Here is a 24,977-nt window from a genome sequence, read left to right as displayed (position 1 = left end):
TCCACCAGCAACGGCAACGGATCCGACGACGTCACCAACTCACGCAACGGAAACCGCCCCAGCACCCCGTCCACCTCCGGAGACAACGCCGCCGCAAGACGGGAGGCGGCCGGGCGGCCGGTGTCGCGCAGGGCGTCGGCGGCGGCCAGCAGCACCTCACCGAGGCCCTCCTGCTCCGGGACCCCGGCGGCCGCGCGCTCGTACAGCCGCGCGCCCTCCTCCAGGACCAGTTCGGTGTCGATCCCCGCCGGGATCTTGATCGTCGCGTGGTGCCGCCAGGTGGTGACCGGATCGCCCCACCCCTCCACGGCGTACGTCCAGATCCCCTCCCTCGGCACGGAGACGGTGGCGCCCCAGCGGTCGGTGCCGGGGGCGAGTTCGCGCATCGGCGTCCGGGGACCGGGACGGCCCTCCGGGTCGGTGAGGACGACATCGGCCGCGACGGCGTCGTGGCCCTCGCGGAAGACGGTGGCGGAGATCTCGAACTCCTCGCCCACCACAGCCTTGGCGGGGCGGCGGCCCTGGAGGACGAGGGGGCGTACGTCGAGGACGGGGATGCGTCCGAGAGCGGGGCCCGTGCCCGCTCCCGTGACCGGGGTGGGGGCCGGGCCGGAGGGTGTCCGGGGGGCGGGAGGACCGGCGTCGGACGTCTTTGGCAAGGGGGCGCCGGTGCCGGATGCCGTGGATGTCGGCGAGTGGTGCGTCGGGGGCATGACCGCTCCTGTCCGCGTCAACGTGGGTGGCGGATGGGGGTGTCGGAAGGTGGCCGGTTACCGGAGGAGCCTTCCCACCGTGTGCGGGTGGGCATTCCGGAACTTTGTTAACTACTCACGCGTATGTCTACCTTCAAGACCGGCCGCATCCGGGCGAGCGAAAGGGACCGGCCCCGCCCGCTGGGGGCGAGGCCGGCAACACTACGCGTGCCCGGTGAACGGCAGTTCAAGGTTTGCCCACCCGCAGGAGTTTGCCGGGCGGGCCGGATCCGGCCGCGGCGAAGCCCAGCGGCGCCGCCTGCCCGAGGAGCGCCCGGCTCACCTGCGACGGAGTCGCCGAGGGATGCCGGGCCAGGTACAGCGCGGCGGCACCCGTGACATGCGGGGTCGCCATCGACGTACCGGAGAGGGTGGCGTGGCCGGTGTCGCTCGTATACGAGTCGGAGGTGATCGCCACCCCTGGGGCGTACAGGTCCACGGCCGGGCCCCGGTTGGAGAAGCCGGCCCGGGCGTCGTTCCGGTCGACGGCGCCGACCGTCACGGCCTCGGTGACGCGCGCGGGGGAGTACCGGCCGGCCGGGAGCCCGCTGTTGCCGGCCGCGACCACATAGGTGACCCCGGAGGCGATGGAGGCGCGTACGGCCGCGTCCAGCTGGGCGTTCGCCCGGCCGCCGAGACTGAGGTTGGCCACCGCGGGCTTGTGCGCGTGCCGGGTCACCCATTCGATGCCCGCGATGACCTGGGCGGTGGTGCCGGCGCCGTGGTCGTCCAGGACGCGCACCGCGACCACCTTCGCGCGCTTGGCGACCCCGTACGCGGCGCCCGCGACGGTACCGGCCACATGCGTGCCGTGCCCGTTGCCGTCGGCGGCGGTCCCGTCGTCGTCGACGAAGTCCCAGCCGTAGCTCGCCCGGCCGCCGAAGTCCTGGTGCGAGAGGCGGACACCGGTGTCGATGACGTACGCCGTCACGCCCGCGCCCGCGGGCCCGGCCCAGCTGTAGCGCTTGTCGAGCGGGAGACGGGGCTGGTCGATGCGGTCCAGGCCCCAGGACGGCGGGTTCCGCTGGGAGCCGAGGAGAAAGACCCGGCTGTCCTGGGCGACCGAGGCCACGCGGGGGTCCGCGGCGAGACGCCGGGCCTGCCGCTCGTCGGCCCGCACCTCGTACCCGTTGAGGGCGGTCTCGTAGATGTGGCCGATTCTCGCCCCGTACCTCTCGGCGGTCTCTTTGCCGGGCGCCGACCCGGCCCTCGTTGCCGCCTTGAGCGTCACGATGTAGCTGCCGCGGACGGCGCCGGGAGACCCCGCGCCGAGCACCGTCCCCTCCGGTGCGGCGTGCGCGGGCTCGGCGACGGCCGAGAGCGCCACCACCATGGTGACCGCGGTGAGGCAGCCCGCCCAGCGCCCCCGCGCGCTTCTTCTCCGTGTCATGGCGTGCGGTTCCCCTCGTCCACTCGGCGTACGGCGGCCACGGATCCTCCATGCCCCAAACCGTCGCCGGTCGGTGCGCCGGTGGGCAGCCTCTCGTGCGGTGTGAACCGCCACAAGCCCGCCTGACGGGGTGGAATCGGCCATATCAGCCACGCGGCTCGTGGAACGAGCCGCCGGCACCGGTGAGTGCGAACCCGCGGTAAGCCGAACGCGCCCTCCCCGCGCGGCGTACCGTCGGGGATGACACGCCGCGTACGCCCTCCGTGAAGGTGGAACTCGTGAAGGCCATCCGCAGGTTCACCGTACGTCCCGTCCTCCCCGAATCCCTTCACCCGCTCAGCGATCTCGCGCGCAATCTGCGCTGGTCCTGGCACCCCGAGACCCGCGACCTCTTCCAGTCCGTCGACCCCGATCGATGGGCCGCCTCGGGCGGCGACCCGGTGCGGCTGCTGGGGAGCGTGCCGCCGGCCCGGCTCGCCGAGCTGGCCGAGGACCGCCGTTTCCTGCGCCGTCTCGCCGTGGCCGCCGACGATCTCGCCGACTATCTGAACGGCGAGCGCTGGTACCAGGAGCGCTCGTCCGGGTCCGACCTCCCGGCCGCCGTCGCCTACTTCTCACCCGAGTTCGGCATCACCGCCGCGCTGCCCCAGTACTCCGGCGGCCTCGGCATCCTCGCCGGCGACCATCTGAAGGCGGCCAGCGACCTCGGGGTCCCGCTGATCGGTGTGGGCCTGCTCTACCGGCACGGCTACTTCCGGCAGACCCTGTCCAGGGACGGCTGGCAGCAGGAGCACTATCCGGTGCTCGACCCGAACGAGCTGCCCCTGGTGCCCCTGCGCGAGCCGGACGGCACCCCCGCCCAGGTGTCCCTGGGGCTGCCCGGCGGCCGCCGGCTCCAGGCCCGCATCTGGCTCGCCCAGGTGGGCCGGGTGCCGCTGCTGATGCTCGACTCGGACGTGGAGGAGAACGACCTCGGCGAGCGAGGCGTCACCGACCGGCTGTACGGCGGCGGCAGCGAGCACCGGCTGCTCCAGGAGATGCTGCTCGGCATCGGCGGGGTGCGCGCCGTGCGCACGTACTGCCGGCTGACCGGGCACCCCGAACCGGAGGTGTTCCACACCAACGAGGGCCACGCGGGCTTCCTGGGCCTGGAGCGGATCGCCGAACTGTGCGCCGCCGGACTGGACTTCGAGGCGGCGTTGGAGGCGGTGCGGGCCGGCACGGTCTTCACCACCCATACGCCCGTCCCGGCCGGAATCGACCGCTTCGACCGTGAGCTGGTGGCCCGTCACTTCGGTCCGGACGCGGAGCTCGAGGGCATCGCCGTGGAGCGGATCCTGCACCTCGGCATGGAGAGCTATCCGGGCGGCGAGCCGAACCTGTTCAACATGGCGGTGATGGGCCTCAGGCTCGGCCAGCGCGCCAACGGCGTCTCGCTGCTGCACGGCAACGTCAGCCGGGAGATGTTCTCCGGCCTGTGGCCGGGTTTCGACCCCGACGAGGTGCCGATCACCTCGGTGACCAACGGGGTGCACGCGCCGACCTGGGTGGCGCCGGAGGTGTACCGGCTCGGGGCGCGGCAGATCGGCGCGGAGCGCACCGAGGACGCGATGACGGTCGGCGGGCGGGAGCGCTGGGACAGCATCGCGGAGATCCCGGCCCAGGACATCTGGGACCTGCGCCGGGACCTGCGCGAGCAGCTGGCGTTGGAGGTGCGGGAGCGGCTGTACGCGTCCTGGCGGCAGCGCGGCGCGGGAACGGCGGAACTGGGCTGGATCGAAGGGGTCCTCGACCCCGACGTCCTGACGATCGGCTTCGCCCGCCGGGTGCCCTCGTACAAGCGCCTGACCCTGATGCTGCGCGACCGGGACCGCCTGATGGAACTGCTGCTGCACCCGGAACGCCCGGTGCAGATCGTGGTGGCGGGCAAGGCGCACCCGGCGGACGACGGCGGGAAGCGCCTGATCCAGGAGCTGGTGCGGTTCGCCGACGACCCGCGCGTGCGCCACCGGATCGTCTTCCTCCCGGACTACGGCATGGCGATGGCGCAGAAGCTCTATCCCGGCTGCGACGTGTGGCTGAACAACCCCCTCCGTCCGCTGGAGGCGTGCGGGACCAGCGGTATGAAGGCCGCGCTCAACGGCGGCCTGAACCTGTCGGTTCTCGACGGCTGGTGGGACGAGTGGTTCCAGCCCGACTTCGGCTGGGCGATCCCCACGGCGGACGGCGCCGCCATGGACGAGGACCGTCGCGACGACCTGGAGGCGGCGGCGCTGTACGACCTGCTGGAGCGGCGGGTGGCACCGCGCTTCTACGAACGGGGCCAGAGCGGGCTGCCCGACCGCTGGATCGAGATGGTCCGCCAGACCCTCATGAACCTCGGCCCCAAGGTGCTGGCGGGACGGATGGTGCGCGAGTACGTGGAGCGTCTGTACACCCCGGCGGCCCACGCGCACCGGGCGATGACTCCGGACGCGGCGCGGGAGCTGGCGGGCTGGAAGGCGCGGGTACGGGCGGCCTGGCCGACGGTCACGGTGGACCATGTGGAGGCGACGGCGGCTACGGCGACGGCGGAGCTGGGCGCGACGCTCTCGCTCCGGGTCCGGGTGGGCCTCGGTGATCTGGGGCCCGACGACGTGGAGGTCCAGGCGGTGTCGGGCCGTGTCGACACGGACGACGGCATCACGGACGCGGCGGCGACGGCACTGAAACCGGTGGGCGGCCCGGACCTGGAGGGCCGCTGGGTGTACGAGGGCCCGCTGTCCCTGGACCGCACCGGACCGTTCGGCTACACGGTGCGGATCCTGCCGGCGCATCGCCTGCTGGCGTCCGGCGCGGAGCTGGGCCTGGTGGCGGTGCCGTCGGAGGAGGCGGGGGAGGAGGCCGGGGTGCTGATGCGTTAGGCGTCTGGCGACGCGATCGGCGCTCACCACTGGGGGACGCATGCCGGCAGCCGCCTGCAGATGGCGTGGACAAGTCCCCCAACTCCTCATGCGCAGCAAGTGAGTTGTGTCCAAAATTTACAGTGGACAGCATGGGGGGCGTGGGCATGAGCACGGCAGCGGCCGGCAGCACCGAGATCGTGCGGGCGCGCGAGGAGCACCTCGAGGAGATCCCCGCGTTGGCCGAGTCCTGGCGTCTGGACACTACCGACCCCGGACGCGCAGGACGCGACGGCTTCCTGGGGTCCCGCTACACCATCGAGGACTATCGGACCCGGCTCACCACCGCGGAGCACTTCTGGGTGGCCGAGAGTGCGGGCAACGAGTGGCTCAAACAGTCGCCCACCGGGCTGGTGATGGTCCTGCTTCCGGCTCTGGTCGCGGCATCCTGGGCGGCGATGCTCATCGTGACGATCCTGCACTGAACGCTTCGCCGGAACGGGCGGTGCAGGAGGTGCTCAGTCGGGGGAGTGCGGCGCGCACAGCTTCCGTAGGACCGTCCCGCAGCGCCGGGCGTAGGCCTGCTGCAGTCCCCGGGCCGCCGGGCCGCCCGCCTTTGCGTACCACTTGGCCGGGCGGCTGAAGGCCGTGACCGTCAGCCATACCGTGCCATCGCCGGTGCGGTCCACGACGAACGCCTCCTCGCCGCACTCGGGGTGGCCGGGCAGCGTGCCGTACGCCCAGCCCGCGCGGCGGTGTTCCTCGGCCGCCCAGACCACCCGGCAGGGGGCCTTGATCATGCCGGCCAGGGTGAGGGTGACGTCGACGCCGGGGGCCGCCCGGTCCGCGGTGGCCTGGACACCGACGCCCAGCGCCCGGTGCACCTCCCAGGTGAGGAGGGCCTCGGACGCCCGGTGGAACACCTTCTCGCCCTCCCCGATACGGGTGCGGACGTGCAGGGGGCGGAACCCCTCGGGGCAGTGGCCGTCGCGGGTCGCGCCGACATCCTCGTACGTGAAGGACATGGGCCCCAGCGTAGGGCGGCCCCCGGCGTCGTTCTCCCGCCGGGGGCCGTTCGCTAGGTGCGCACTAGCTCACGTTGACCGCGGACCAGGCCGCCGCCACCGCCTTGTACTCGGTGCTGCCGGAGCCGTAGAGGGCGGCCGCCGCCGAGAGGGTGCCCGTGCGGGCGGACTTGTAGCCGGTCGTCGACGTGAAGTACGTCGTCAGTGCCTTGTACCAGATCTGAAGCGCCTTGGCCCGGCCGATGCCGGTGACCGTGGAGCCGTTGGACGTGGGCGAGTTGTAGGTCACACCGTTGATCGTCTTCGAACCGCTGCCCTCCGACAGGAGGTAGAAGAAGTGGTTCGCCACGCCCGACGAGTAGTGCACGTCCAGGTTGCCGACGGACGAGGACCAGGAGTCGGCGGAGCCGCCGTCCTTGCTGGGCTTGTCCATGTAGCGCAGCGGGGAGCCGTCACCGTTGATGTCGATCTTCTCGCCGATGAGGTAGTCGCCGGGGTCGGAGGCGCTGTTGGCGTAGAACTCCACGCCGGTGCCGAAGATGTCGGAGGTGGCCTCGTTCAGGCCGCCGGACTCACCGCTGTACTCCAGTCCCGCGGTGTTGGAGGTGACACCGTGGCTCATCTCGTGGCCGGCCACGTCCAGCGAGGTCAGCGGGTGGGTGTTGCCGTCACCGTCGCCGTAGGTCATGCAGAAGCAGCTGTCGTCCCAGAACGCGTTGACGTACGCGTTGCCGTAGTGGACGCGGGAGTAGGCGGCCTTGCCGTCGTTCTTGATGCCGCTGCGGCCGAAGGTGTTCTTGTAGAAGTCCCAGGTCACCTGCGCGCCGTAGGCGGCGTCGACGGCCGCGGTCTGGTCGGTGGAGGAGCTGGAGGCCGTGCCGGTGCCCCACACGTCGTCCGAGTCGGTGAACAGGGTGCCGGTGGAGGAGCTGCTGCTGTGCTTCAGGTTGTACGTCTTGTGGCCGCCGCGCGTGGTGTCGTACAGCTGGTACGACGAGCCCGACTTGGTGGTGTTGAGGGTGACCGTGCCGGAGTACAGGCTCTTGCCGGTGCCGGTCTCGATGCCCTGGTACTCGAAGAGCTTCTTGCCGGTGGCGGCGTCGGTGATGACGTGCAGCCGGTTCGGGGTGCCGTCGTCCTGGAGCCCGCCGACGATCGTCTCGTACGCCAGGACCGGCTTGCCGCCGCCCGCCCAGACGACCTTGCGCGCGCCGTCCGCGGAGGTCTTGGCGGAGCCGAGCGTCCTGGCGGCGTTCACCGCCTGCTTCTCCGCCTTCGCCGCGGTGATCTGAGGCTTGAGGGAGGCCACCTTGATGGCCGACGTGGTCGCCTTGGTGACGCCTTGCGTCCTGCCGGACTTCGCGGTGTGGACCACGAGGTCTCCGCCCAGGACCGGGAGGCCGGCGTAGGTGCGCTCGTAGCGTGTGTGCACCGTGCCGTCGACGTCTCTCACGACGTCCTTGACGACCAGCTTCTCCTTGGCGCCGAGGCCGATCCGCCGGGCCGTCTCGGCGGCGTTCGCCTGCGCCTGCTGGACGAGGGCGGTGCGGGCCGTCGCGGACAGGGCGGTCGGGGCGGCGGCGAGGGGGGCCTTGCCGAGGGCGTCGGCCGTGGTCTGGGCCGAGGCACCGCCGGTCAGGCCGGTGGTGAAGAGGGCTCCGGCGGCCACGGAGGTGGCGATGGCCAGGGTGGTTCGGTGGTGACGCGCGTAGCGGGGAGTCACACAAGCTCCTTATGTGGGGGAGCCCGGTCGGCGTGGGGTTGCCGGCCGGAACGGATACGAAGTGGCAGTGCTCGTGCGGCGGGTGGTGGAAGAGTCGCATGAGGGCGCGTACATGTCAGGACCCTTAAGTGATGTTGGCTCAAAACCGACTGGCCGGTTAACGTTTCGGGCATGTGAACGGGCGCCGCCCCGGGTGTCGAACCTCCGGGACGGCGCCCTGACTGAGGTGCCCTGAACTGCGGGTTACGGGAAGGTGATCTTCCAGCTGTTGATCGTGCCGACGTCGTAGCGCGCCTGGTCCTGGACCTTCAGCTTCCATGTCCCGTTGGCGGTTTCGGACGAGGCGTCGACCGTGTAGGTGTCGGTCACGTTGTCCGCGGAGTCGGACGAGCTGAAGTTCTTCAGCCGGTACGCGGTGCCCGACGGGCCGATCAGATCGATCACCAGGTCACCGCGCCAGGTGTGCGTGATGTTCGGGGTCACCTGGAGGTTGTTCGGCGCGTTCCCGGTGCGGCCGGTGACGGAGATGGACGAGGTGACCGCGGGTCCGTTGTCCGGGATGGACACCTTGGTCGTGCTCTCGTACGACGTCCCGCCTCCGCCGCCCCCGCCGGAGCGGGAGCCCACGCCGACCGCCGCCCATGCGTCCTGCACGGCCTTGTACTCGGCGCCCGAGGTGCCGTACAGCTCGCCCGTCGCCGCGAGCGTGCCGGTGCGGGCCGAGGCGTAGTTGGTGGTCGAGGTGAACTTCGTGGTGAGCGCCCGGTACCAGATCTGAAGCGCCTTGTCGCGGCCGATACCGGTCACGGGAAGGCCGTCCGACGTGGGCGAGTTGTAGCTGACGCCGTTGATGACCTTCGCGCCGCTGCCCTCGCTCAGCAGGTAGAAGAAGTGGTTCGCGACGCCCGAGGAGTAGTGCACGTCGACCGACCCGACGCCCGAGTACCAGGTGTCCTTCGACGCGCCGTCCTTGCTGGGCTTGTCCATGTAGCGCAGCGGGGTGCCGTCGCCGTTGATGTCGATCTTCTCGCCGATGAGGTAGTCACCGACGTCCGAGCTGTTGTTGGCGTAGAACTCGACGCCTGCGGTGCCGAAGATGTCGGAGGTGGCCTCGTTGAGGCCGCCGGACTCCCCGCTGTAGTTGAGACCCGCGGTGTTGGAGGTGACGCCGTGGCTCATCTCGTGGCCGGCCACGTCCAGCGAGGTCAGCGGGTCGGCGTTGCCGGAGCCGTCGCCGTACGTCATGCAGAAGCAGCTGTCGTCCCAGAACGCGTTGACGTACGCGTTGCCGTAGTGGACGCGGGAGTAGGCGCCGACGCCGTCGTTCTTGATGCCGCTGCGGCCGAAGGTGTTCTTGTAGAAGTCCCAGGTCTCCGCGGCGCCGTAGTGGGCGTCGGCGCCCGCGGTCGCGGCGTTCGACGTGGTGCCGTTGCCCCAGGTGTCGTTCGACTGCGAGAACAGCGTGCCGGTGCCGGACGTACCGTGGTTGAGGTTGTACGTCTTGTGGCCGCCGCGCGCGCCGTCGTTCAGCGTGTAGGTCGAGCCCGACTGCGTGGTGGTCAGCGTGACCTGGCCGCTGTACTGGGTGTTGCCGACACCGGTCTCGATGCCCTGGTACCGGAACAGTTCTTTGCCCGTGGCGGCGTCGGTGATGACATGCAGCTGGTTCGGGGTGCCGTCGTCCTGGAACCCGCCGATCACCGTCTCGTACGCGAGGGTGGGCTTGCCGCTCGCCGCCCAGATCACCTTGCGCGGCGCCCGGTCGGCCCCGGTCTGCTTCGAGCCCTCGGCCCGCGCGGCGGTCAGGGCCTGCTTCTCCGCCTTGGCGGCGGTCACGGTGGGCGTGAGGGAGGCGACCTTGATGGTGGCCTGGGTGGCCTTGACGACCCGCTGGGTCCGACCGGACTTGGCGGTGTCGACCACCAGGTCGCCGCCGAGCACCGGGAGGCCGGCGTAGGTGCGCGCGTAGCGCGTGTGGAGCGTGCCGTCGCCGTCCTTGACGACGTCACGGACGACCAGGCTCTCCTGGGCGCCGAGGCCGATCGCCCGGGCGGTGGCCGCCTTCGTCCCGTCGGCGTCGCGCAGCAGTTCGGCGCGCTGCGAGGGCGACAGCTTCACCGCCGCATGGGCGGGGTTGATCTTCCCGGCCGGGGGCCCGGCGGGGGCGGCGCTCGCGGCGCCCGACTGGACCGCTGCGGCCATCAGGGCGGAGACGCCCACGAGGGCGACGGCCGCTGCTCGGCGGGAGGGAATGTGGGAGGTGCGTCTGCGAGAGGAACTGCTGCTCAACACTGACTCCTTCTGCGTGGCCGCGGGTCGCGCGGCCAGGGGAGACCGGGCGGAGGGTCGTCCGTCCGGGCAGAACAGGGCTTGACGCGGAACCAGGTGCATGAAGGTGACAGGCCACGGGACAGCGTCGAACTGTGGGGTTGCTGTGGGGTGGCCGTGGGAAGCGTGGCAGAGACTGCCGAGATTGTCAGGATCGCATCAAAAACTTGGCCGGAAATCGTTCGTTGCCCGGATGGTCATGTTCGATATACGAACTGTTCAGATACATATGGCCGGAAGTGTCGGCGGCAACGCGCGGTTCAGGACAACGCGAAGGCCCCGCCGGCGTAACCGACGGGGCCCGGAGCGCACGGACGGCAGGGCTTAGAGCGTCATCTCGGCGATCTGCACCTGCTGGATCTGGCTGGTGCCCTCGATGATCTCCTGCACCTTCGCGTCCCGCAGATACCGCTGCACCGGGAAGTCCGGCCCGATGCCGTTGGCGCCGTGCAGCTGGACGGCGTCGTCGGCGGCCCGGAAGCCGGTGCGGGAGGCGACGTACTTGGCGATCAGGGTCTGACGGATCGCGTCCTTGTGGTGGCGGGCCCGCAGGACACCGGCCTGACGGCACAGCAGCCGCGCCGCCTCCACCGAGGAGATCATGTCCGTGAGCATGCGGCGCACCAGCTGGTGGTCCCTGATCGGGACGCCGAACTGGGTGCGCTCACGGGTGTATTCGAGGCTCGCGGCGAGACACCCCTGGGCCAGGCCCACCGAGCCGTAGGCCGTGCTGTAGCGGCCGTAGTCGAGGGATCCGGTGGCAAGCAGGTCGAAGGTGAGACGCCCATGGCTGATCAGGTTGGCCTCGGGCACCACACAGCCGTCGAAGGTCAGCTCCGCCAGCTCGGAGGCGCGCAGGCCGAGCAGGCCGGAGATCGGCTCCGTACGGAAGCCGTCCGTGCCCCGCTCCACCACGAAGGCCGCCGGCTCGCCCTCGAGCCGGGCGAAGACGAGGAAGATGCCGGCGCGCTGGCCGAAACTGATCCATTTCTTACGGCCGTTCAGGACGAATCCCGCCCCGGTGCGCTCGGCGGTCATCGAGCCGTTGCGGGCGTCGCTGCCGGCCTCGGGCTCGGTCAGGGCGAAGGCGCCGGCCGTCTCCCCGGTACCGATGCGCGGCACCCAGCGGTCTGCCTGCGCCTTGGTGCCCCACTTGAGGAGGGCGTGCGCGACCATGCCCTGCACGGCCACCAGGTTGCGGATGTTGCCGCAGCCGCGCCCGAGTTCCTCGCTGAGCAGACCGTAGGTCTCCACGTCCATGCCGCTGCCGCCCGCCTCGGCCGGCAGCGTCGGCACCAGCAGGCGCGACTTGCCGAGGAGTTCGACGACGGAGTCGGACAGCCTCTGCTCACGGTCCCAGCGGTCCGCCTCGGGCACGAGGTGGTCGTCGACGAAGGCCGCGAAGGACGCCCGGTCCTCCTGCTGCTGCGGTGTCAGCTCATACAGCACCGTGTCTACCCCATCTCCCGTGTGACCGTGTCGGGCCAGTGCGCAGGATCGCTGCCGTGCTGGCTGAGGAAGGCATGGACAAGCCGTTCCAGACCGAAGCCCACACATCCACTGGCTATCGAGCCACCGTCCTGGCCGGTGATCTCGAAGGAGTCCCCGAAGAAGTTGCCGTGCAGATTGAACGAGCCCACGGCGATCGACCGGTCGGCGGAGACCGGCAGGAGCAGTTCGAACTTCAGCTCCATCATGCGCTGGGACAGGATCTTGCCCGCCGTGTCGGCGTTGGTGAAGAAGTGGTCGTTGGCGACCTCGCACCGGCCGGTCAGGCCCAGCTCCTCCATCAGCGCGAACGCCTGCTGCATCACGGAGGTCCGGCACTCCGCGGCGAACTCCGGGGTGCCCATGAAGACGATCTCCCGGATGGTGAAGTCCCACAGCCGCTCCAGGCTGGTGTGGTACCGGGACTCGTACCGGAACGCCTTGCCGCGCGCCGTGACGACCATGTCGCCTTCCAGCTTCCGCCCCTGGAACTGGTGGAAGCTGTGGTAGCACATGGTCGGCGGCAGACAGTAGTCGTGATTGGAGCAGTCCGCGAACAGGTCGTCCGGCAGGCGCTGTTCGGCCGTGTAGCGCTCCACGAACGACTGGTAGACGTCCAGGTCGTTGTGGAGCCGGGTGACGAACATCGGGAACTGCGGAAACGAGCCGAAGTAGCCGAAACGGTCCAGCACACTCGTCGGCAGCAGCGTCGGATACTGGTACTCGCGGGCCGCCTCCAGGCTCAGTGCGATGGCCCGCAGCCGCTTGTCCAGATGAGCGAAGAGGGAGATCAGCGGCTCGCCGAAGCCGACCTGGCCCTCACCGGAGACCACCACGGTGCCCCGCTCCACGAGCTCGGGGAACGTGTCCGCGAACGTGTCCCGGTGCACGGGCGACTCCCAGACGACCCGGGGAGCCAGCGGCCGCTGCGGCAGGATCTGCTCCGTCACCACGCGGTTCACCTTCGCCGCGACTTCGGCTGAATCCTCGCCTCCGGTGGAATGCAGCGTAAGGTCGACACCCGTCACGGATCCCTCTTCCCGGGTCAGCTCGAATTCCGCGATCGAGCTGGACACAAAGAAGAGCCGCTTCATCAGCTCGGGGGCGAGGGATTCCGGAACCCCGCGCGAAAGGCGCACATGTACGGTAGGCATCGAAGGGCCCTTCCCGTTGTCGGCTCTTTCCGTCACCGTTTTCAGACGGTGGCCAGTTTCCGGGACACCAGCTCGTCGATCCGGTCGACCGTACGGAAATTGTCGAACTGAAGATCCTCGCCGGTGATGGAAACGCCGAATTCCTGCTCGACGAAGAGCACCAGCTGCATCACGAACATCGAGCGCACAAGGCCACGCTCGAAGATGTCCTCGTCGTCTCCGACGGTCGACTCGGAGATGTTCTCGATAATGAACTCGCGAATGGCTGCCTTGTTCCCGGCATTGTCGGCCATGGTGCCCGGTCCTCCCGTTCAGCCGCGGTTCGCGGTCTGGTAGCTGAAGAAACCCTGTCCGCTCTTGCGGCCGTGCAGGCCGGCGTCCACCAGCTTGGTCAGCAGCGGGCAGGGGCGGTACTTGCTGTCCTTGAACTCGTCGTACAGCACCTCGATCGAGAGCAGTACGGTGTCGAGGCCGATCAGGTCGGCGGTCTCCAGCGGCCCCATCGTGTGGCCGAAGCATTCCACGAACAGCCGGTCCGTGTCGGCGGCCGACGCGACGCCCTCGTGCACCAGGTACGCGGCCTCGTTGACGGTCAGCATCATGACGCGGTTGGTCACGAACCCAGGGCTGTCGTTCACCACGATGCTCTTCTTGTCCAGGGAGGACAGGAACTCGCGCGCCGTGTCGACCGTGGATGCGGAGGTGTGGAAGGCCCGAATCACCTCAACCGTAGGCTTCAACGGCACAGGATTCATGAAATGCATGCCGATCACGTTCTCCGGCCGGCCGGTCAGGGCGCCCAGCCGCGTGATCGAGATGGCCGAGGTGTTGACCGCGATGACGACGTCCGGGCGGCAGATCTTGGCGAGCCGCTCGTAAATCGGCTGCTTCACCGACCAGCGCTCCGTGGCGTTCTCGACGACCAGATCCGCCTCGGCCAGGGCCTCGAGCTCCGTGGTGAAGACGGTCTCGGCGGCCAACTCCTCGAAAGTGACGGAGGATTTCGGAGCGAGCATGGCGTACAGCCGTACGTCGTCGCGGAGTTGGGCGCGGGTGCGCTCCAGAACCTCCTCGGTCCGGTCGACCAGGATCACCCGGTAGCCCGCCTGCCGGAGCGCCACGGTGACGCCCCGTCCCATCACCCCGGCCCCGATCACACCGACGGTACGAACGTTCACCATCACTGTTCCCCTGTCTCCCCGCAGTGGAGTGTCGTCCTGGCGGCTCCGGTCGCGAGCAGCCGGTCAGGCAAGAATTTGGTGTTTAACAAATGGCGAATGAACCGCTCCGAGCGCTGCCGCAACGGAGCTTCCCCCGGACTATTTCGGCCAAGTATCACCGATCGAAGCAAGACAGCGCCGACGCCGGACCGACAACACACGGACCGCGTCGACCGCCGGAACCCTACCCGTTCCCCAGCATGCCCCCAAGCGATCAACAGAACAAGATCCCTCGATGGACAGTAACCCGACGGGGCGCGGATCATCCACCCGGCGCGCGAAGGGGCGAGAACGTGGTCGACCGTGGATCATTACTTCGTGAAAGCTCTTGCGCAGTAGGCACCTTGGATGCCTAGTCTGGCGTCGACCTCTCATCAGACGGCACGTCCGTGCATGTCCAATCGTCCCGTGGCCCGAGCAATTGATACTGCCCAGCCGCCGGACTTCCATACCATTCGTCCAACAGCCTTTGATTGCTGATAGGTGCATCCGGGGGAGCCAGGCGATGAGCAACGCGTTCGGCAGGCGGGGACCGGATACGGGGAAGCCGTCCCGTGCATGGCTCGGAGCCGACACCCCCGTCCCCGACATCACGGTGCACGGGCTTTTCGAGCGCGTGGCACGAGACGGGCCGGACGGCACGCCGGGGGACCGGCGCCCCGGTGGCCGCGACGCCGTCGCCGTCGTCCACGGCGAGCGGCACACCACCTACGGTGAACTCGACGGGATGGCCGACCGCGTCGCCGCGCGGATCCGCGCCCTCGGGGCCCGCCCCGGCGAACCCGTCGCCCTGCGCCTGGACCGTGGCCCCCGACTCTTCGCCGCGATGCTCGGCATCCTCAAGGCGGGCGCCGCCTACGTCCCCCTGGACGCGGCCGACCCGGACGACCGCGTGCGCCATATCGTGGAGCAGGCCGGCATCCGTATCGCCGTCACCGACGGCTCGCGCACCTTCCCGGCGGACACGGTCCGCGTCCTGGTCCCGGACGGGCGGGAATCCGCCGTCGCCGGCGACGAGGCGCGGCCGGACGAGGACGGGACGGCCGCCCCCAAGGGGCGCGTCGGTCCGGACACGCCCGCCTACGTCATCTTCACCTCGGGGTCGACGGGCCGCCCCAAGGGCGTCGCGATGACCCACCGGTCCCTGGTCAACATGCTGACCTGGCACGACCGCACCCGCCCCGGCAGCTGCCGGTCGAGGACGGCGCAGGTGTGCGCGGTCAGCTTCGACTTCTCCTTCCACGAGATCTTCTCCACGCTGTGCTTCGGCGGCACGCTGGTCCTCGCCGGCGAGGAGGTGCGCCGCAACTCCTTCGAGCTGGCCGACTTCCTCACCGCACAGCGCGTCGAGCGGTTCTTCGCGCCGGTCACCGTGCTGACCCAGCTCGCCGAGGCGGCCCTGGACAAACCCGCGCCCCCCGCGCTCCGCGAGGTGATCACCACCGGAGAGCGGCTGCGCATCACCCCCGCGATCAGGGAGCTGTTCGGCCGTACCGGAGCCGTGCTGCACAACCACTACGGCGCGACCGAGTTCCAGGACGCCACGACCTGCACCCTCACCGGCGACCCCGCCACGTGGCCGTCGACCGCGCCCATCGGCCTGCCCATCGACAACGTCCAGGTGTACGTCCTCGACGCCGGCCTGCGGCCCGTGCCCGACGGCACCGAGGGCGAACTGTGCATCGCCGGCGCGGGCGTGGCCGGCGGCTATCTCGGACGGCCCGACCTGACGGCCGAGCGGTTCGTGCCCAATCCGTTCGGGGGCGGCTCGCTGTACCGCACCGGCGACCTCGCCCGCGCCCTGCCCGACGGCACCGTCGAACACCTCGGGCGCATGGACGACCAGGTCAAGATCCGTGGCGTCCGCATCGAGCCCGGCGAGGTCGAGGCCGCCCTCGCCGCCCACCCCGATGTCGCCGAGGCCGTGGTCCTCGCTCACGACGTACGGGGCCACCAGCGCCTTGTAGCCCACCTGGTGCTGCGGCCCGGGGCGGCACGCGACGGCGCGTCCCGGCGGCTGCGCGACCATCTCGCGGACCGGCTGCCGGGGCCCATGGTGCCCGACGCCTACGACGTCCTGGACACGATGCCGCTGACCTCCAGCGGCAAGACGGACCGCCGCCGGCTCACCCCGCCCGCCGTGCTGGAGCGGCTTTCCGACACCGCGCCGGTGGGGGCCGGCACGGCCACCGAACGCATCGTGGCCGAGGTGTGGCAGGACGTCCTCGGGCTGGACACCGTCGGCGTCCATGACAACTTCTTCGACATCGGCGGCACTTCGCTGCACCTGGTCACCGTCCAGCGCCGGCTGTCCGGACTGCTGGAGCGCACCCTCCCGGTCGTCGACCTGTTCCGCCACCCCACCGTCCGGGCGCTCGCCGCCCATCTCGACGACGCCGATGACCCGGCCCCCGGGGACCGCCGCCCCCGCCGTGCCGGCCCGGCCACCGCAGGGGCCGACATCGCGGTCATCGGCATGGCGGGCCGCTTCCCCGGCGCCGGGGACACGGAGACGTTCTGGGAGAACCTGCGCGACGGCATCGAGTCCGTCACCCGGTTCGGCACGGACGAACTGGACCAGGCCGACCGGCGGCTGCTCGACCACCCCGACTATGTGCCGGCCGGCGCGGTGCTGCCGGACATCGACCTGTTCGACGCCGCGTTCTTCGACATCACCGCCAAGGACGCCGCCACCATCGACCCGCAGCAGCGCGTCTTCCTCGAGTGCGCCTGGGAGGCCTTCGAGAACGCCGGATACGCGCCGGGCGAGGACCACGGGCCGGTCGGCGTCTTCGCCGGGTCCGGCATGAGCACCTACCTGCTGAACAACCTCGCCCCGCACTTCGCGTACCCGCACGGCGGCCCGTTCGTCGAGGCCGACATGCTCCAGTTCCAGCTGAAGCTCGGCAACGACCGCAACTACCTGCCCACCCGTGTCTCGTACAAGCTGGGCCTGCGCGGCCCGAGTGTCAACGTGCAGACCGCCTGCTCCACTTCCCTGGTCGCCGTGCACCTCGCCTGCCGCAGCCTGAGATCCGGGGAGAGCGACATGGCGCTGGCCGGCGGCGTGTCGATCGTCGTCCCCCAGAAGGGCGGCTACCTCCACGAGGAGGGCATGATCCGCTCGCGCGACGGGCACTGCCGGGCCTTCGACGCCGAGGCCGAGGGCACGCTCTTCGGCAACGGCTGCGGCCTGGTGGTCCTCAAGCGGCTCGACGACGCCCTCGCCGACGGCGACCGGATCGTCGCCGTCATCAAGGGCTCCGCGGTCAACAACGACGGCGCCGACAAGGTCGGCTTCACCGCGCCGAGTGTCGAGCGGCAGGCCGACGTCATCAAGGACGCCCTCGCCGACGCCGACGTCGACTCCGCGACCATCGGCTACGTCGAGGCGCACGGCACGGGCACCGCGATGGGCGACCCCATCGAGGTCGCCGCGCTCACCGAGGCGTTCCGCTCGAGCACCGAACGGCCCACCGTCGCCGGCTCGTGCGCCATCGGATCGGTGAAGACCAACATCGGGCACCTGGACGAGGCGGCGGGCATCGCCGGGCTGATCAAGACCGCCCTCGCCCTGGAACACCGGACCGTGCCGCCCAGCCTGCACTTCACCGCTCCCAACCCCCGTATCGACTTCGCGTCCGGACCGTTCCGCGTCAACACGGCCACCACCGAGTGGCCGGCCGGGCCCACCCCTCGCCGGGCCGGCGTCAGTTCCTTCGGCATGGGCGGAACCAACTGCCACGTCGTTCTGGAGGAGGCGCCCGAGCCCCTGCCCGACGCGCTGCCCGCGCCCGGCGGTCCCCAGCTGCTCACCCTCAGTGCGCGTACGCCCGAGGCGCTGCGGGAGCTGGCGGACCGCTACGCACGGCACCTCAAGGAACGGCCCGGACTCTCCCTCGCCGACGTGTGCTTCACCGCGGCGAGGGGCCGCCGGTCGTTCGAGCACCGCCTCGCGGTCGTCGCGGCGACCACCGAGGAGGCCGCCGACGCGCTGGCCGCGAGGGCCGAACCCGGCCCGGCGGCCGTCCCGCCGGGCGGCCGGACCGCGTTCGTGTTCAGCGGCCAGGGATCGCAGTACGCGGGCATGGGGCGCGAACTGTACGACACTCAGCCCGTCTTCCGGGCGGCTCTCGACCGCTGCGCCGGCCTGCTGGCCGGACGGCTGCCCCGGCCGCTACTGGAGGTTCTCTTCCCCGCCGAGGGCGGGGAGTCCCCCGTCGACTCCACCACGTACGCCCAACCGGCCCTCTTCGCCTTCGAGTTCGCCCTGGCCGAGCTGTGGGAGTCCTGGGGAGTGCGACCCGACGTGGTCATCGGCCACAGCCTCGGCGAGTACGTCGCGGCCTGCCGCGCCGGGGTGTTCTCCCTCCAGGACGCGCTGACGCTGGTCGTCGAGCGCGGCCGGCTGATGGGCGCGCTGCCGGACGGGGGCCGCATGGTGTCCGTGGCCGCGCCCGAGGACGAGGTGGACCGGCTCATCGCCCCGTACCGGGACGAGGTCTCGATCGCGGCGGTCAACGGAGCACGCTCCACCGTCGTGTCCGGCGAGGGAAGTGTCGTGGCCGAGGTCGTCGCGGTCCTCGGCGAACGCGGTGTGCGCCACCGGGAGCTGACGGTCTCGCACGCCTTCCACTCGCCGCTGATGCGGCCCATGCTGAACCGGTTCGCCGAGGTCGCCGCCTCCATCCGGTACACGCCGCCCCGCATCCCGGTCGTCTCCAACGTCACCGGCAAGCCGGCCGGCGAGGAACTGGCGCGGGCGGAGTACTGGGCCGAGCACATCATGCGGCCCGTGCGGTTCGCCGACGGAGCGGCGGCGATGGCGGAGTTCGGCGCGGACGTCTTCGTGGAGATCTCGCCCCGCCCCACACTCCTGCCGTTCGTGAACGAGCAGATCGCCGACCGGTTCCCCGCCAGGCTGGTGCCGAGTCTGCGCCCGAACGGCGCGGAGCGCCAGCTGCTGGCGGCGGCCGGTGCCCTGTGGGAGGCCGGCCGGCCGGTCGACCCGAGGCGGCTGTACGAACCCGGGCGCCACCGGCGCGTCGCCCTGCCCGCCTACCCGTGGCAGCGGCGGCGGCACTGGATCGACGCCCCGGCCGGGGCCGTGTCCCCGCCTGCCGCCGGGGCACAGGGCGCCGCCGGGGCACAGGGCGCGCCGCTGATCGGGCGGCGGCTGGACCTGGCCGACAGCGACGACGTCCGCTTCGCGTCCGTTGTGGGCGTGCGGAACCTGCGCTGGCTCGGGGACCACCGGGTGTTCCAGACGGTGGTGATGCCCGGCGTGGCCTATCTGGCGACGGCGTTCGCCGCCGGTCAGGAGGCCTTCGGCACGCAGAGCGTCGAGCTGCGGGACTTCTTCATCCACCGCGCCATGACCTTCCCCGACGAGCATGCCGACCGGGACATGCAGGTCGTCCTGAAGCCGGAGGGCGGGCAGGCGGGGGACGGGCACGCGCTGCGCATCCACTCCCGGCTCGCCGCGGCGGGCGGCACCGAGCCGTGGACCACGCACATCTCGGGACGGCTCGCGCCCGGGCCGGCGCGGACGGAGGCCGGCCCGGCCGAGCCGCTGACGGACCTGACGGCCCGCTTCAGCCAAGAGGTCCCGGTCGAGGAGATCTACCGGGGCGAACGGGAACGCGAGATCGACCTCGGACCGCTGTTCTGGGCCACCGAACGCCTGTGGCGCAAGGACGCGACCTGCCTCTCCCGTATCACCCTGCCGCGCGAGCTGACCGACGAGGCACCGCTGCACCGGATCCATCCGGTGCTGCTGGAGGCGTGCTTCCTGGCACTGACGGTCACCTACCCGGAGAAGTACGGGCGCCGGACCTATGTGCCGGTCGGAGTGGAGCGCATGCTGTTCCACGAGCGGGTTGGCGCGTCCGCGTGGTGCCACGCCCGGCTGCGGCCCGCGGACAGCGACGACCCCGAGACCCTGCACGGCGATGTGGACCTCTACGACGCCGAGGGCCGGGTCGTCCTCACCATGGAGGGCGTCCTGCTCAAGCGGGCCCAGCGGCAGGCCATGCTGGGCCGCCCCCAGGCCGCGTGGCGCGACTGGCTCTACCGGGCCTCGTGGACGCCCGAGCCGGCCGCCGCTCCGGCGGAGGCGGGCCGCGGCGGGCACTGGCTCGTCCTGTCCGAGGGTCCGCTCGCGCCCGCGCTGACCGAGGCGGCCCGGGCACACGGTGCCACGGTCCGGTCCCTCGACCCTTCCGCCGCCGACGGCCCCGGGGACGTCGGGCGCCTGCTCGACCATGCGCTCGCCGAGACGGGAGGCTCCCCCGGCCTGGTCGTGGCGGCCTGGCCCGCCGAACAGTCCGGCACCTCCGCCGACGCGGACGCGGCGCTCCACCACTCCGTGCGGCTGCTGCACCTCGTCCAGGCACTGGCCGGGCGGGGCGAGAGCACGCCCCGGCTGTGCGTGGTGACCCGGGGCGCGCAGGCCGTGGCGGGCCACGAGGTCACCGACCCCGCCCGGACGGCCCTTTGGGGCCTCGGCCGGGTGGTCGGACTGGAACAGATGGACCTACGGCCGGTGCAGATCGACCTGGACCCGGCACGTCCCGTGGCCGCGCAGGCCACGGCGCTCGCCGCCGAACTGGCCCTCGCCGCCGCGGGCTCGGACGAGAACCAGATCGGCCACCGCGACGGGACCCGGCACCTGGCCCGCCTCACCCGGACGGTCCCCGGCACCGGCGACGGCCCGGCCGTCTCCCCGGACGCCACCTACCTCGTCACCGGCGGGCTAGGCGGACTCGGCCTGGAGACCGCGCGGCTGCTGCACGAGCGAGGCGCGCGACACCTGGTCCTGGCCGGGCGCGGCGCGCCCGGCCGGGCCGCCGACGAGGTGATCGCCGAGCTGCGGGCGGCGGGCACCCGGGTGGACACCGCCGCCGTCGACGTCTCCGACGAGGCCGCGCTGACGGCGTGTCTGCGGCACATCGCCGACGATCCCGGGCTGCCCCCGCTGCGCGGGGTGCTGCACCTCGCGGGCGTTCTGGACGACGGGGTCCTCGGCGAGCAGACCGCCGAGCGGTTCGCCCGGGTGCACGCGGCGAAGGCGAGCGGTGCCTGGCTGCTGCACCGGCTGACGCGGGACCTGCCGCTGGACTTCTTCGTGCTGTTCTCGTCGGTGTCCTCCGCGCTGGGCGCGCCGGGCCAGGCCAACTACGCCGCCGCCAACGCCTATGCCGACGGCCTCGCCTCCTACCGCAGGGGTCTCGGGCTGCCGGCGCTGGCCGTGCAGTGGGGATCCTGGGCCGGGGCGGGCATGAGCGCCCGGCTGGGCCTGGACGAGAAGCTGGAGCGGTTGGGCGAAGGCGTCATCCCGCTCCGCCAGGGCGTGGACGCGCTCGGCGCGCTGCTGGGCAACCGCCCCGAGGGCGGCGCGGTCGCCGTCCTGCCCATCGACTGGCCCCGGTTCCTGGAGCACCAGATCGGCCCCGTGCCGTTCCTGTCCGGGTTCCGGTCGCGCCCCGCGGCGGGCGCCGCTCCCGCCGGGCCGGCCACGTTCCCGGAGCGGCTGGCGGCCGAGCACCCGCGGCGGCGCCACCGGCTGCTCGCCGACACGGTGTGGGAGCAGGTCGTGCACGCCCTGGGCTCGGACAGCGGCCTGGAGCCGGACGTGGGCCTGTTCTCGCTCGGCCTGGACTCTCTGGGCTCCATCGAGTTGCGCAACCGGCTGGGGACCGTGCTCGGCTGCCGCCTCAGCCAGACCGTCGTCTTCGACTATCCGACGCTGTCGTCCCTGACCGGCCACCTCGGCGAGGTCCTGGGCATCGGCGACGACGCGGACGGGGTGACGGACGAGGACACCGCCGAGGAGCCGGGGGACACCGACGGCTCGGGCGCCGACGACGTGGCGGCACTGCTGGCCAAGAAGCTGGGGATCGGGAACTTCGACCATGCGTGAGAAGAACGACCGCTACGAGGCCCTGCTGAAGGGGGCCCTGGCACGGATCGAGGAACTGGAGCAGGAGGTCGCCCGGGCCCGTTCGGGCGCGGTGGACCGGCAGCCGGTCGCGATCGTGGGCATGGGGTGCCGCTTCCCGGGCGCCGAGAGCCCCGACGCGTACTGGCGGCTGCTGGCCGAGGGCCGCGACGCGATCACCGAGGTGCCCGCCGACCGCTGGGACGTGGACGCGTACTACGACCCCGACCCGGACGCGCCCGGCCGGATGTCCACCCGGCACGGCGGCTTCCTGGACGATCTGACCGGCTTCGACGCCGCGCTGTTCGGCATCTCCGCCCGCGAGGCGGCCGGTGTCGACCCCCAGCAGCGGCTGCTCCTCGAGGTGTCGTGGGAGGCGTTGGAGAACGCGGGCATGCCCGTGAAGAGCCTGCCCGCCCGCACCGGGGTGTTCGTCGGCATCAGCAACGTCGACTACCGCGAGGCGATGGTGGGCCAGGGCGCCGACGCCCTGGACGGCTACTTCAGCTCCGGCAGCACCACCAGCACGGCCAGCGGACGGCTGTCGTACTTCCTCGGCCTGACCGCTCCCTCGCTGTCCGTCGACACGGCCTGCTCGTCCTCCCTGGTCTCGCTGCACCTGGCCGTGATGAACCTGCGGGCCGGAGCCTGCGACATGGCACTCGCCGGAGGCGTGAACCGGATCGTCACCCCGCACGAGTCGATCAGCCTCTCCAAGGCGCGCATGATGGCCCCGGACGGCCGCTGCAAGCCCTTCGACGCCGCCGCCGACGGATATGTGCGCGCCGAGGGCTGCGGAATGATCGTCCTCAAGCGGCTCGCCGACGCCCGGCGCGACGGCGACCGCGTCCTCGCCGTCATCCGGGGCAGCGCCGTCAACCAGGACGGGCACCGCAGCGGGCTGACGGTGCCGCACGGCCCGTCGCAGCAGGACGTCATCCGGCAGGCGCTGCGGGACGCGGGGGCCGAGCCGCACGAGATCGGGTACGTCGAGGCGCACGGCACCGGCACGGCGCTCGGCGACCCCATCGAGGCCGCGGCGCTCGGCGCGGTGTTCGCCGGCCGCACCCGGCCCCTGGCGGTCGGCTCGGTCAAGTCGAACATGGGACACCTGGAGGCGGCCGCGGGGGTCGCGGGCGTCATCAAGGCGGTGCTCGCGCTGCGCGCGGGCGCCATCCCGCCGAACCTGCACTTCGACACCCCGAGCCCGTTGATCGACTGGGACGAGCTGCCGCTGAAGGTGCCGACCGCCCTGGAGCCCTGGAGCGAGGACCGCCGCCTGGCCGGCGTCAGCTCGTTCGGCTTCAGCGGCACCAACTGCCACCTGGTCCTTGAGGGCCCGGCCCCCGAGGACGCCGGCGCGACCGGTGCGGCGCCCTCCGCTGACCGGACGGACCACGGTGACGGGGCCGCCCATGTCCTGACCGTCTCGGCCGCGACCCCGGCGGCGCTCGACGAGGCGGCCGCGAGGATGGCCGCGTTCGTGGCCGGGGGCGCGGGCGGGGCCCGTCTCGCCGATGTGTGCCTCACCGCCAACGCCGGGCGCAGCCACCTCGAACACCGCAGGGCGGTCGTCGCCGGGTCCGCCGCCGAGCTGGCCCGGGGGCTCACCGACGGCGGACCGGGCACCTTCGACGGCCAGGTCCGGGGCGCGCGCTCGGTCCCCGAGGTCGCGTTCCTGTTCACCGGCCAGGGTTCCCAGTACCCGGACATGGGACGGGAGCTGTACGAGACCCAGCCGGTGTTCCGCAGCGCCGTCGACGAGTGCGCGGCGATCCTGGACCCGCTTCTGGGCCGCCCGCTCACCACGCTGCTGTACCCGGACCCGGCGGACGCGGAGACGGCCGCCGAGAAGCTGCGCGACACGCGTTTCACCCAGCCCGCGCTGTTCGCCGTCGAGTACGCCCTGTCCAGGCTGTGGCGGTCGTGGGGGATCGAGCCCGTGGCCGTGCTCGGGCACAGCGTCGGCGAGTACACCGCCGCCTGCGTCGCCGGAGTGTTCTCCCTCGCCGACGGCCTGCGCCTGGTCGCCGAACGCGCCCGGCTCATGCAGGAGTTGCCCGCCGGTGGTGTGATGGTCGCGGTGCGCGGCCGGCCCGAGCTCGTCGAGGACGTCGTACGGCGGTACCCGCTGGTGTCCGTCGCCGCGGTCAACGGCCCCGACGCCGTGGTCGTCTCGGGTGACGGCGCGCAGGTGCGCGACGCGGTCGCCGAACTCGGCCGGCACGGTGTCACCGGACGTGATCTGCGGGTCTCGCACGCGTTCCACTCGCCGCTCATGGAGCCCGTCACCGGGCCCCTGACCGAGGTGGCCCGGTCCGTCCGCCGCACCCCGCCCCGCATCCCCGTGATCTCCGACGTAACCGGCGAGCCCGTCGGCGCGGAAGACCTGTGCGACCCCGCCTACTGGGCGCGGCACACCCTGGCCCCGGTCCGTTTCGCCGACGGCCTGCGCGCGCTGTACGCCTTGGGTGCGCGAGCCTTCGTGGAGATCGGGCCCAGGCCCGTGCTGCTCGGGCTGGGCCGTGACTGTCTGCCCGACGCCGACGCGCTCTGGCTGCCGAGCCTGCGCCCCGGCCGTGACGGGTCCGAGCTCCTCGCGAGCGTCGCCGCGCTCCACGTCCACGGGGTCCCCGTCGACTGGGCCGCCTTCCACCGCAACCGCCGCCCGGCGGGCCGCCCCGTCGCCCTCCCGACCTACCCCTTCCAGCACGAACGCCACTGGTTCACGGAGGAGCCCCCGGTCGCGCCGACCCGTTCTACTTCCGACGCCGAGTGGGTGGAGTGGTTGGTGGGTGTGCAGTGGTCGGAGGTGGCCGAGGAGGGTGTGGCTTCGGGGTTGTCGGGGCGGTGGTGTGTGGTCGGTGGGTCCGGTGGGGTGGATCTGGGGCCGGATGTGTCGTTGGTGGCCGAGGTGTCGCGGGCGGAGCATGTGGTGTTCGTGGCTTCCGCGGCCGATGGGCCAGGTGGGCCTACTGGGTCGGTTGGTGACGGTGTGTCGGTGGCGGGTGGGTCTTGTGATGATGCGGCGCGTGCGTTGTCGTTGTCGGTGGGGTTGCTGGAGCTGGTGCGGGAG

General features: G+C 71.6%; 13 protein-coding genes. 4 read left to right on the top strand and 9 right to left on the bottom strand.

Annotated features, from left to right (window positions below; all coding sequences use genetic code 11):
* Together ABZ876_RS38390 and ABZ876_RS38385 are read right to left on the bottom strand one after the other, a co-directional pair.
* Positions 1–713 (bottom strand): maltotransferase domain-containing protein (locus ABZ876_RS38390; RefSeq protein ID WP_361790840.1); only part of this gene is annotated, 713 nt, incomplete at its 3' end.
* Positions 714–939: 226 nt separating this feature from the next.
* Positions 940–2,142 (bottom strand): S8 family peptidase, encoded by a 1,203-nt coding sequence (locus ABZ876_RS38385; RefSeq protein WP_361790837.1) that lies wholly within the window; start codon positions 2,140–2,142, stop codon positions 940–942.
* A 278-nt stretch (positions 2,143–2,420) separates the two neighbouring features.
* Between ABZ876_RS38385 and glgP the strand changes: the two genes are divergently transcribed.
* Both glgP and ABZ876_RS38375 read left to right on the top strand, forming a co-directional pair.
* The gene (gene glgP / locus ABZ876_RS38380) at positions 2,421–5,045 is read left to right on the top strand and encodes an alpha-glucan family phosphorylase (RefSeq protein ID WP_361790834.1); all 2,625 of its coding nucleotides are present in this window, start codon (positions 2,421–2,423) and stop codon (positions 5,043–5,045) included.
* 146 nt (positions 5,046–5,191) lie between these two features.
* Positions 5,192–5,509, top strand: a complete 318-nt coding sequence (locus tag ABZ876_RS38375; protein WP_361790832.1) for a hypothetical protein — start codon at positions 5,192–5,194, stop codon at positions 5,507–5,509.
* Positions 5,510–5,542: 33 nt separating this feature from the next.
* Here ABZ876_RS38375 and ABZ876_RS38370 read toward each other — a convergent pair whose 3' ends face one another.
* The 7 genes from ABZ876_RS38370 to ABZ876_RS38340 all read right to left on the bottom strand — a co-directional run bounded on the left by ABZ876_RS38370 (position 5,543) and on the right by ABZ876_RS38340 (position 13,923).
* Positions 5,543–6,049, bottom strand: a complete 507-nt coding sequence (locus tag ABZ876_RS38370) for a DUF1990 domain-containing protein (RefSeq protein WP_361790830.1) — start codon at positions 6,047–6,049, stop codon at positions 5,543–5,545.
* A 64-nt stretch (positions 6,050–6,113) separates the two neighbouring features.
* The gene (locus ABZ876_RS38365) at positions 6,114–7,772 is read right to left on the bottom strand and encodes a M4 family metallopeptidase (RefSeq protein WP_361790827.1); all 1,659 of its coding nucleotides are present in this window, start codon (positions 7,770–7,772) and stop codon (positions 6,114–6,116) included.
* Between the two features lie 243 nt (positions 7,773–8,015).
* The gene (locus ABZ876_RS38360; protein WP_361790824.1) at positions 8,016–10,061 is read right to left on the bottom strand and encodes a M4 family metallopeptidase; all 2,046 of its coding nucleotides are present in this window, start codon (positions 10,059–10,061) and stop codon (positions 8,016–8,018) included.
* Between the two features lie 363 nt (positions 10,062–10,424).
* On the bottom strand, positions 10,425–11,549 hold the full coding sequence (locus tag ABZ876_RS38355; RefSeq protein WP_361790821.1) for an acyl-CoA dehydrogenase family protein: 1,125 nt from the start codon (positions 11,547–11,549) through the stop codon (positions 10,425–10,427).
* Between the two features lie 5 nt (positions 11,550–11,554).
* A complete protein-coding gene (locus ABZ876_RS38350) occupies positions 11,555–12,742 on the bottom strand; it encodes a hypothetical protein (RefSeq protein WP_361790818.1) in 1,188 nt (395 codons plus the stop codon).
* A 41-nt stretch (positions 12,743–12,783) separates the two neighbouring features.
* On the bottom strand, positions 12,784–13,035 hold the full coding sequence (locus tag ABZ876_RS38345) for an acyl carrier protein (RefSeq protein ID WP_361790815.1): 252 nt from the start codon (positions 13,033–13,035) through the stop codon (positions 12,784–12,786).
* 18 nt (positions 13,036–13,053) lie between these two features.
* Entirely contained in the window at positions 13,054–13,923 is an 870-nt protein-coding gene (locus tag ABZ876_RS38340) for a 3-hydroxyacyl-CoA dehydrogenase family protein (RefSeq protein WP_361790812.1), read from the bottom strand.
* A gap of 544 nt (positions 13,924–14,467) precedes the next feature.
* Here ABZ876_RS38340 and ABZ876_RS38335 point away from each other — a divergent pair.
* Both ABZ876_RS38335 and ABZ876_RS38330 read left to right on the top strand, forming a co-directional pair.
* A complete protein-coding gene (locus ABZ876_RS38335; protein ID WP_361790809.1) occupies positions 14,468–21,883 on the top strand; it encodes a type I polyketide synthase in 7,416 nt (2,471 codons plus the stop codon).
* A partial coding sequence (locus tag ABZ876_RS38330) for a type I polyketide synthase (protein WP_361790806.1) occupies positions 21,876–24,977 on the top strand: 3,102 nt, incomplete at its 3' end. The genes ABZ876_RS38335 and ABZ876_RS38330, both read left to right, overlap by 8 nt.

Origin of the sequence: Streptomyces sp. NPDC046931 (assembly GCF_040644655.1) — a bacterium.
Lineage (GTDB): Bacteria > Actinomycetota > Actinomycetes > Streptomycetales > Streptomycetaceae > Streptomyces.
The sequence above is the reverse complement of the archived record's forward strand: the minus strand, read 5'-3'. Positions and strand labels throughout refer to the sequence as shown.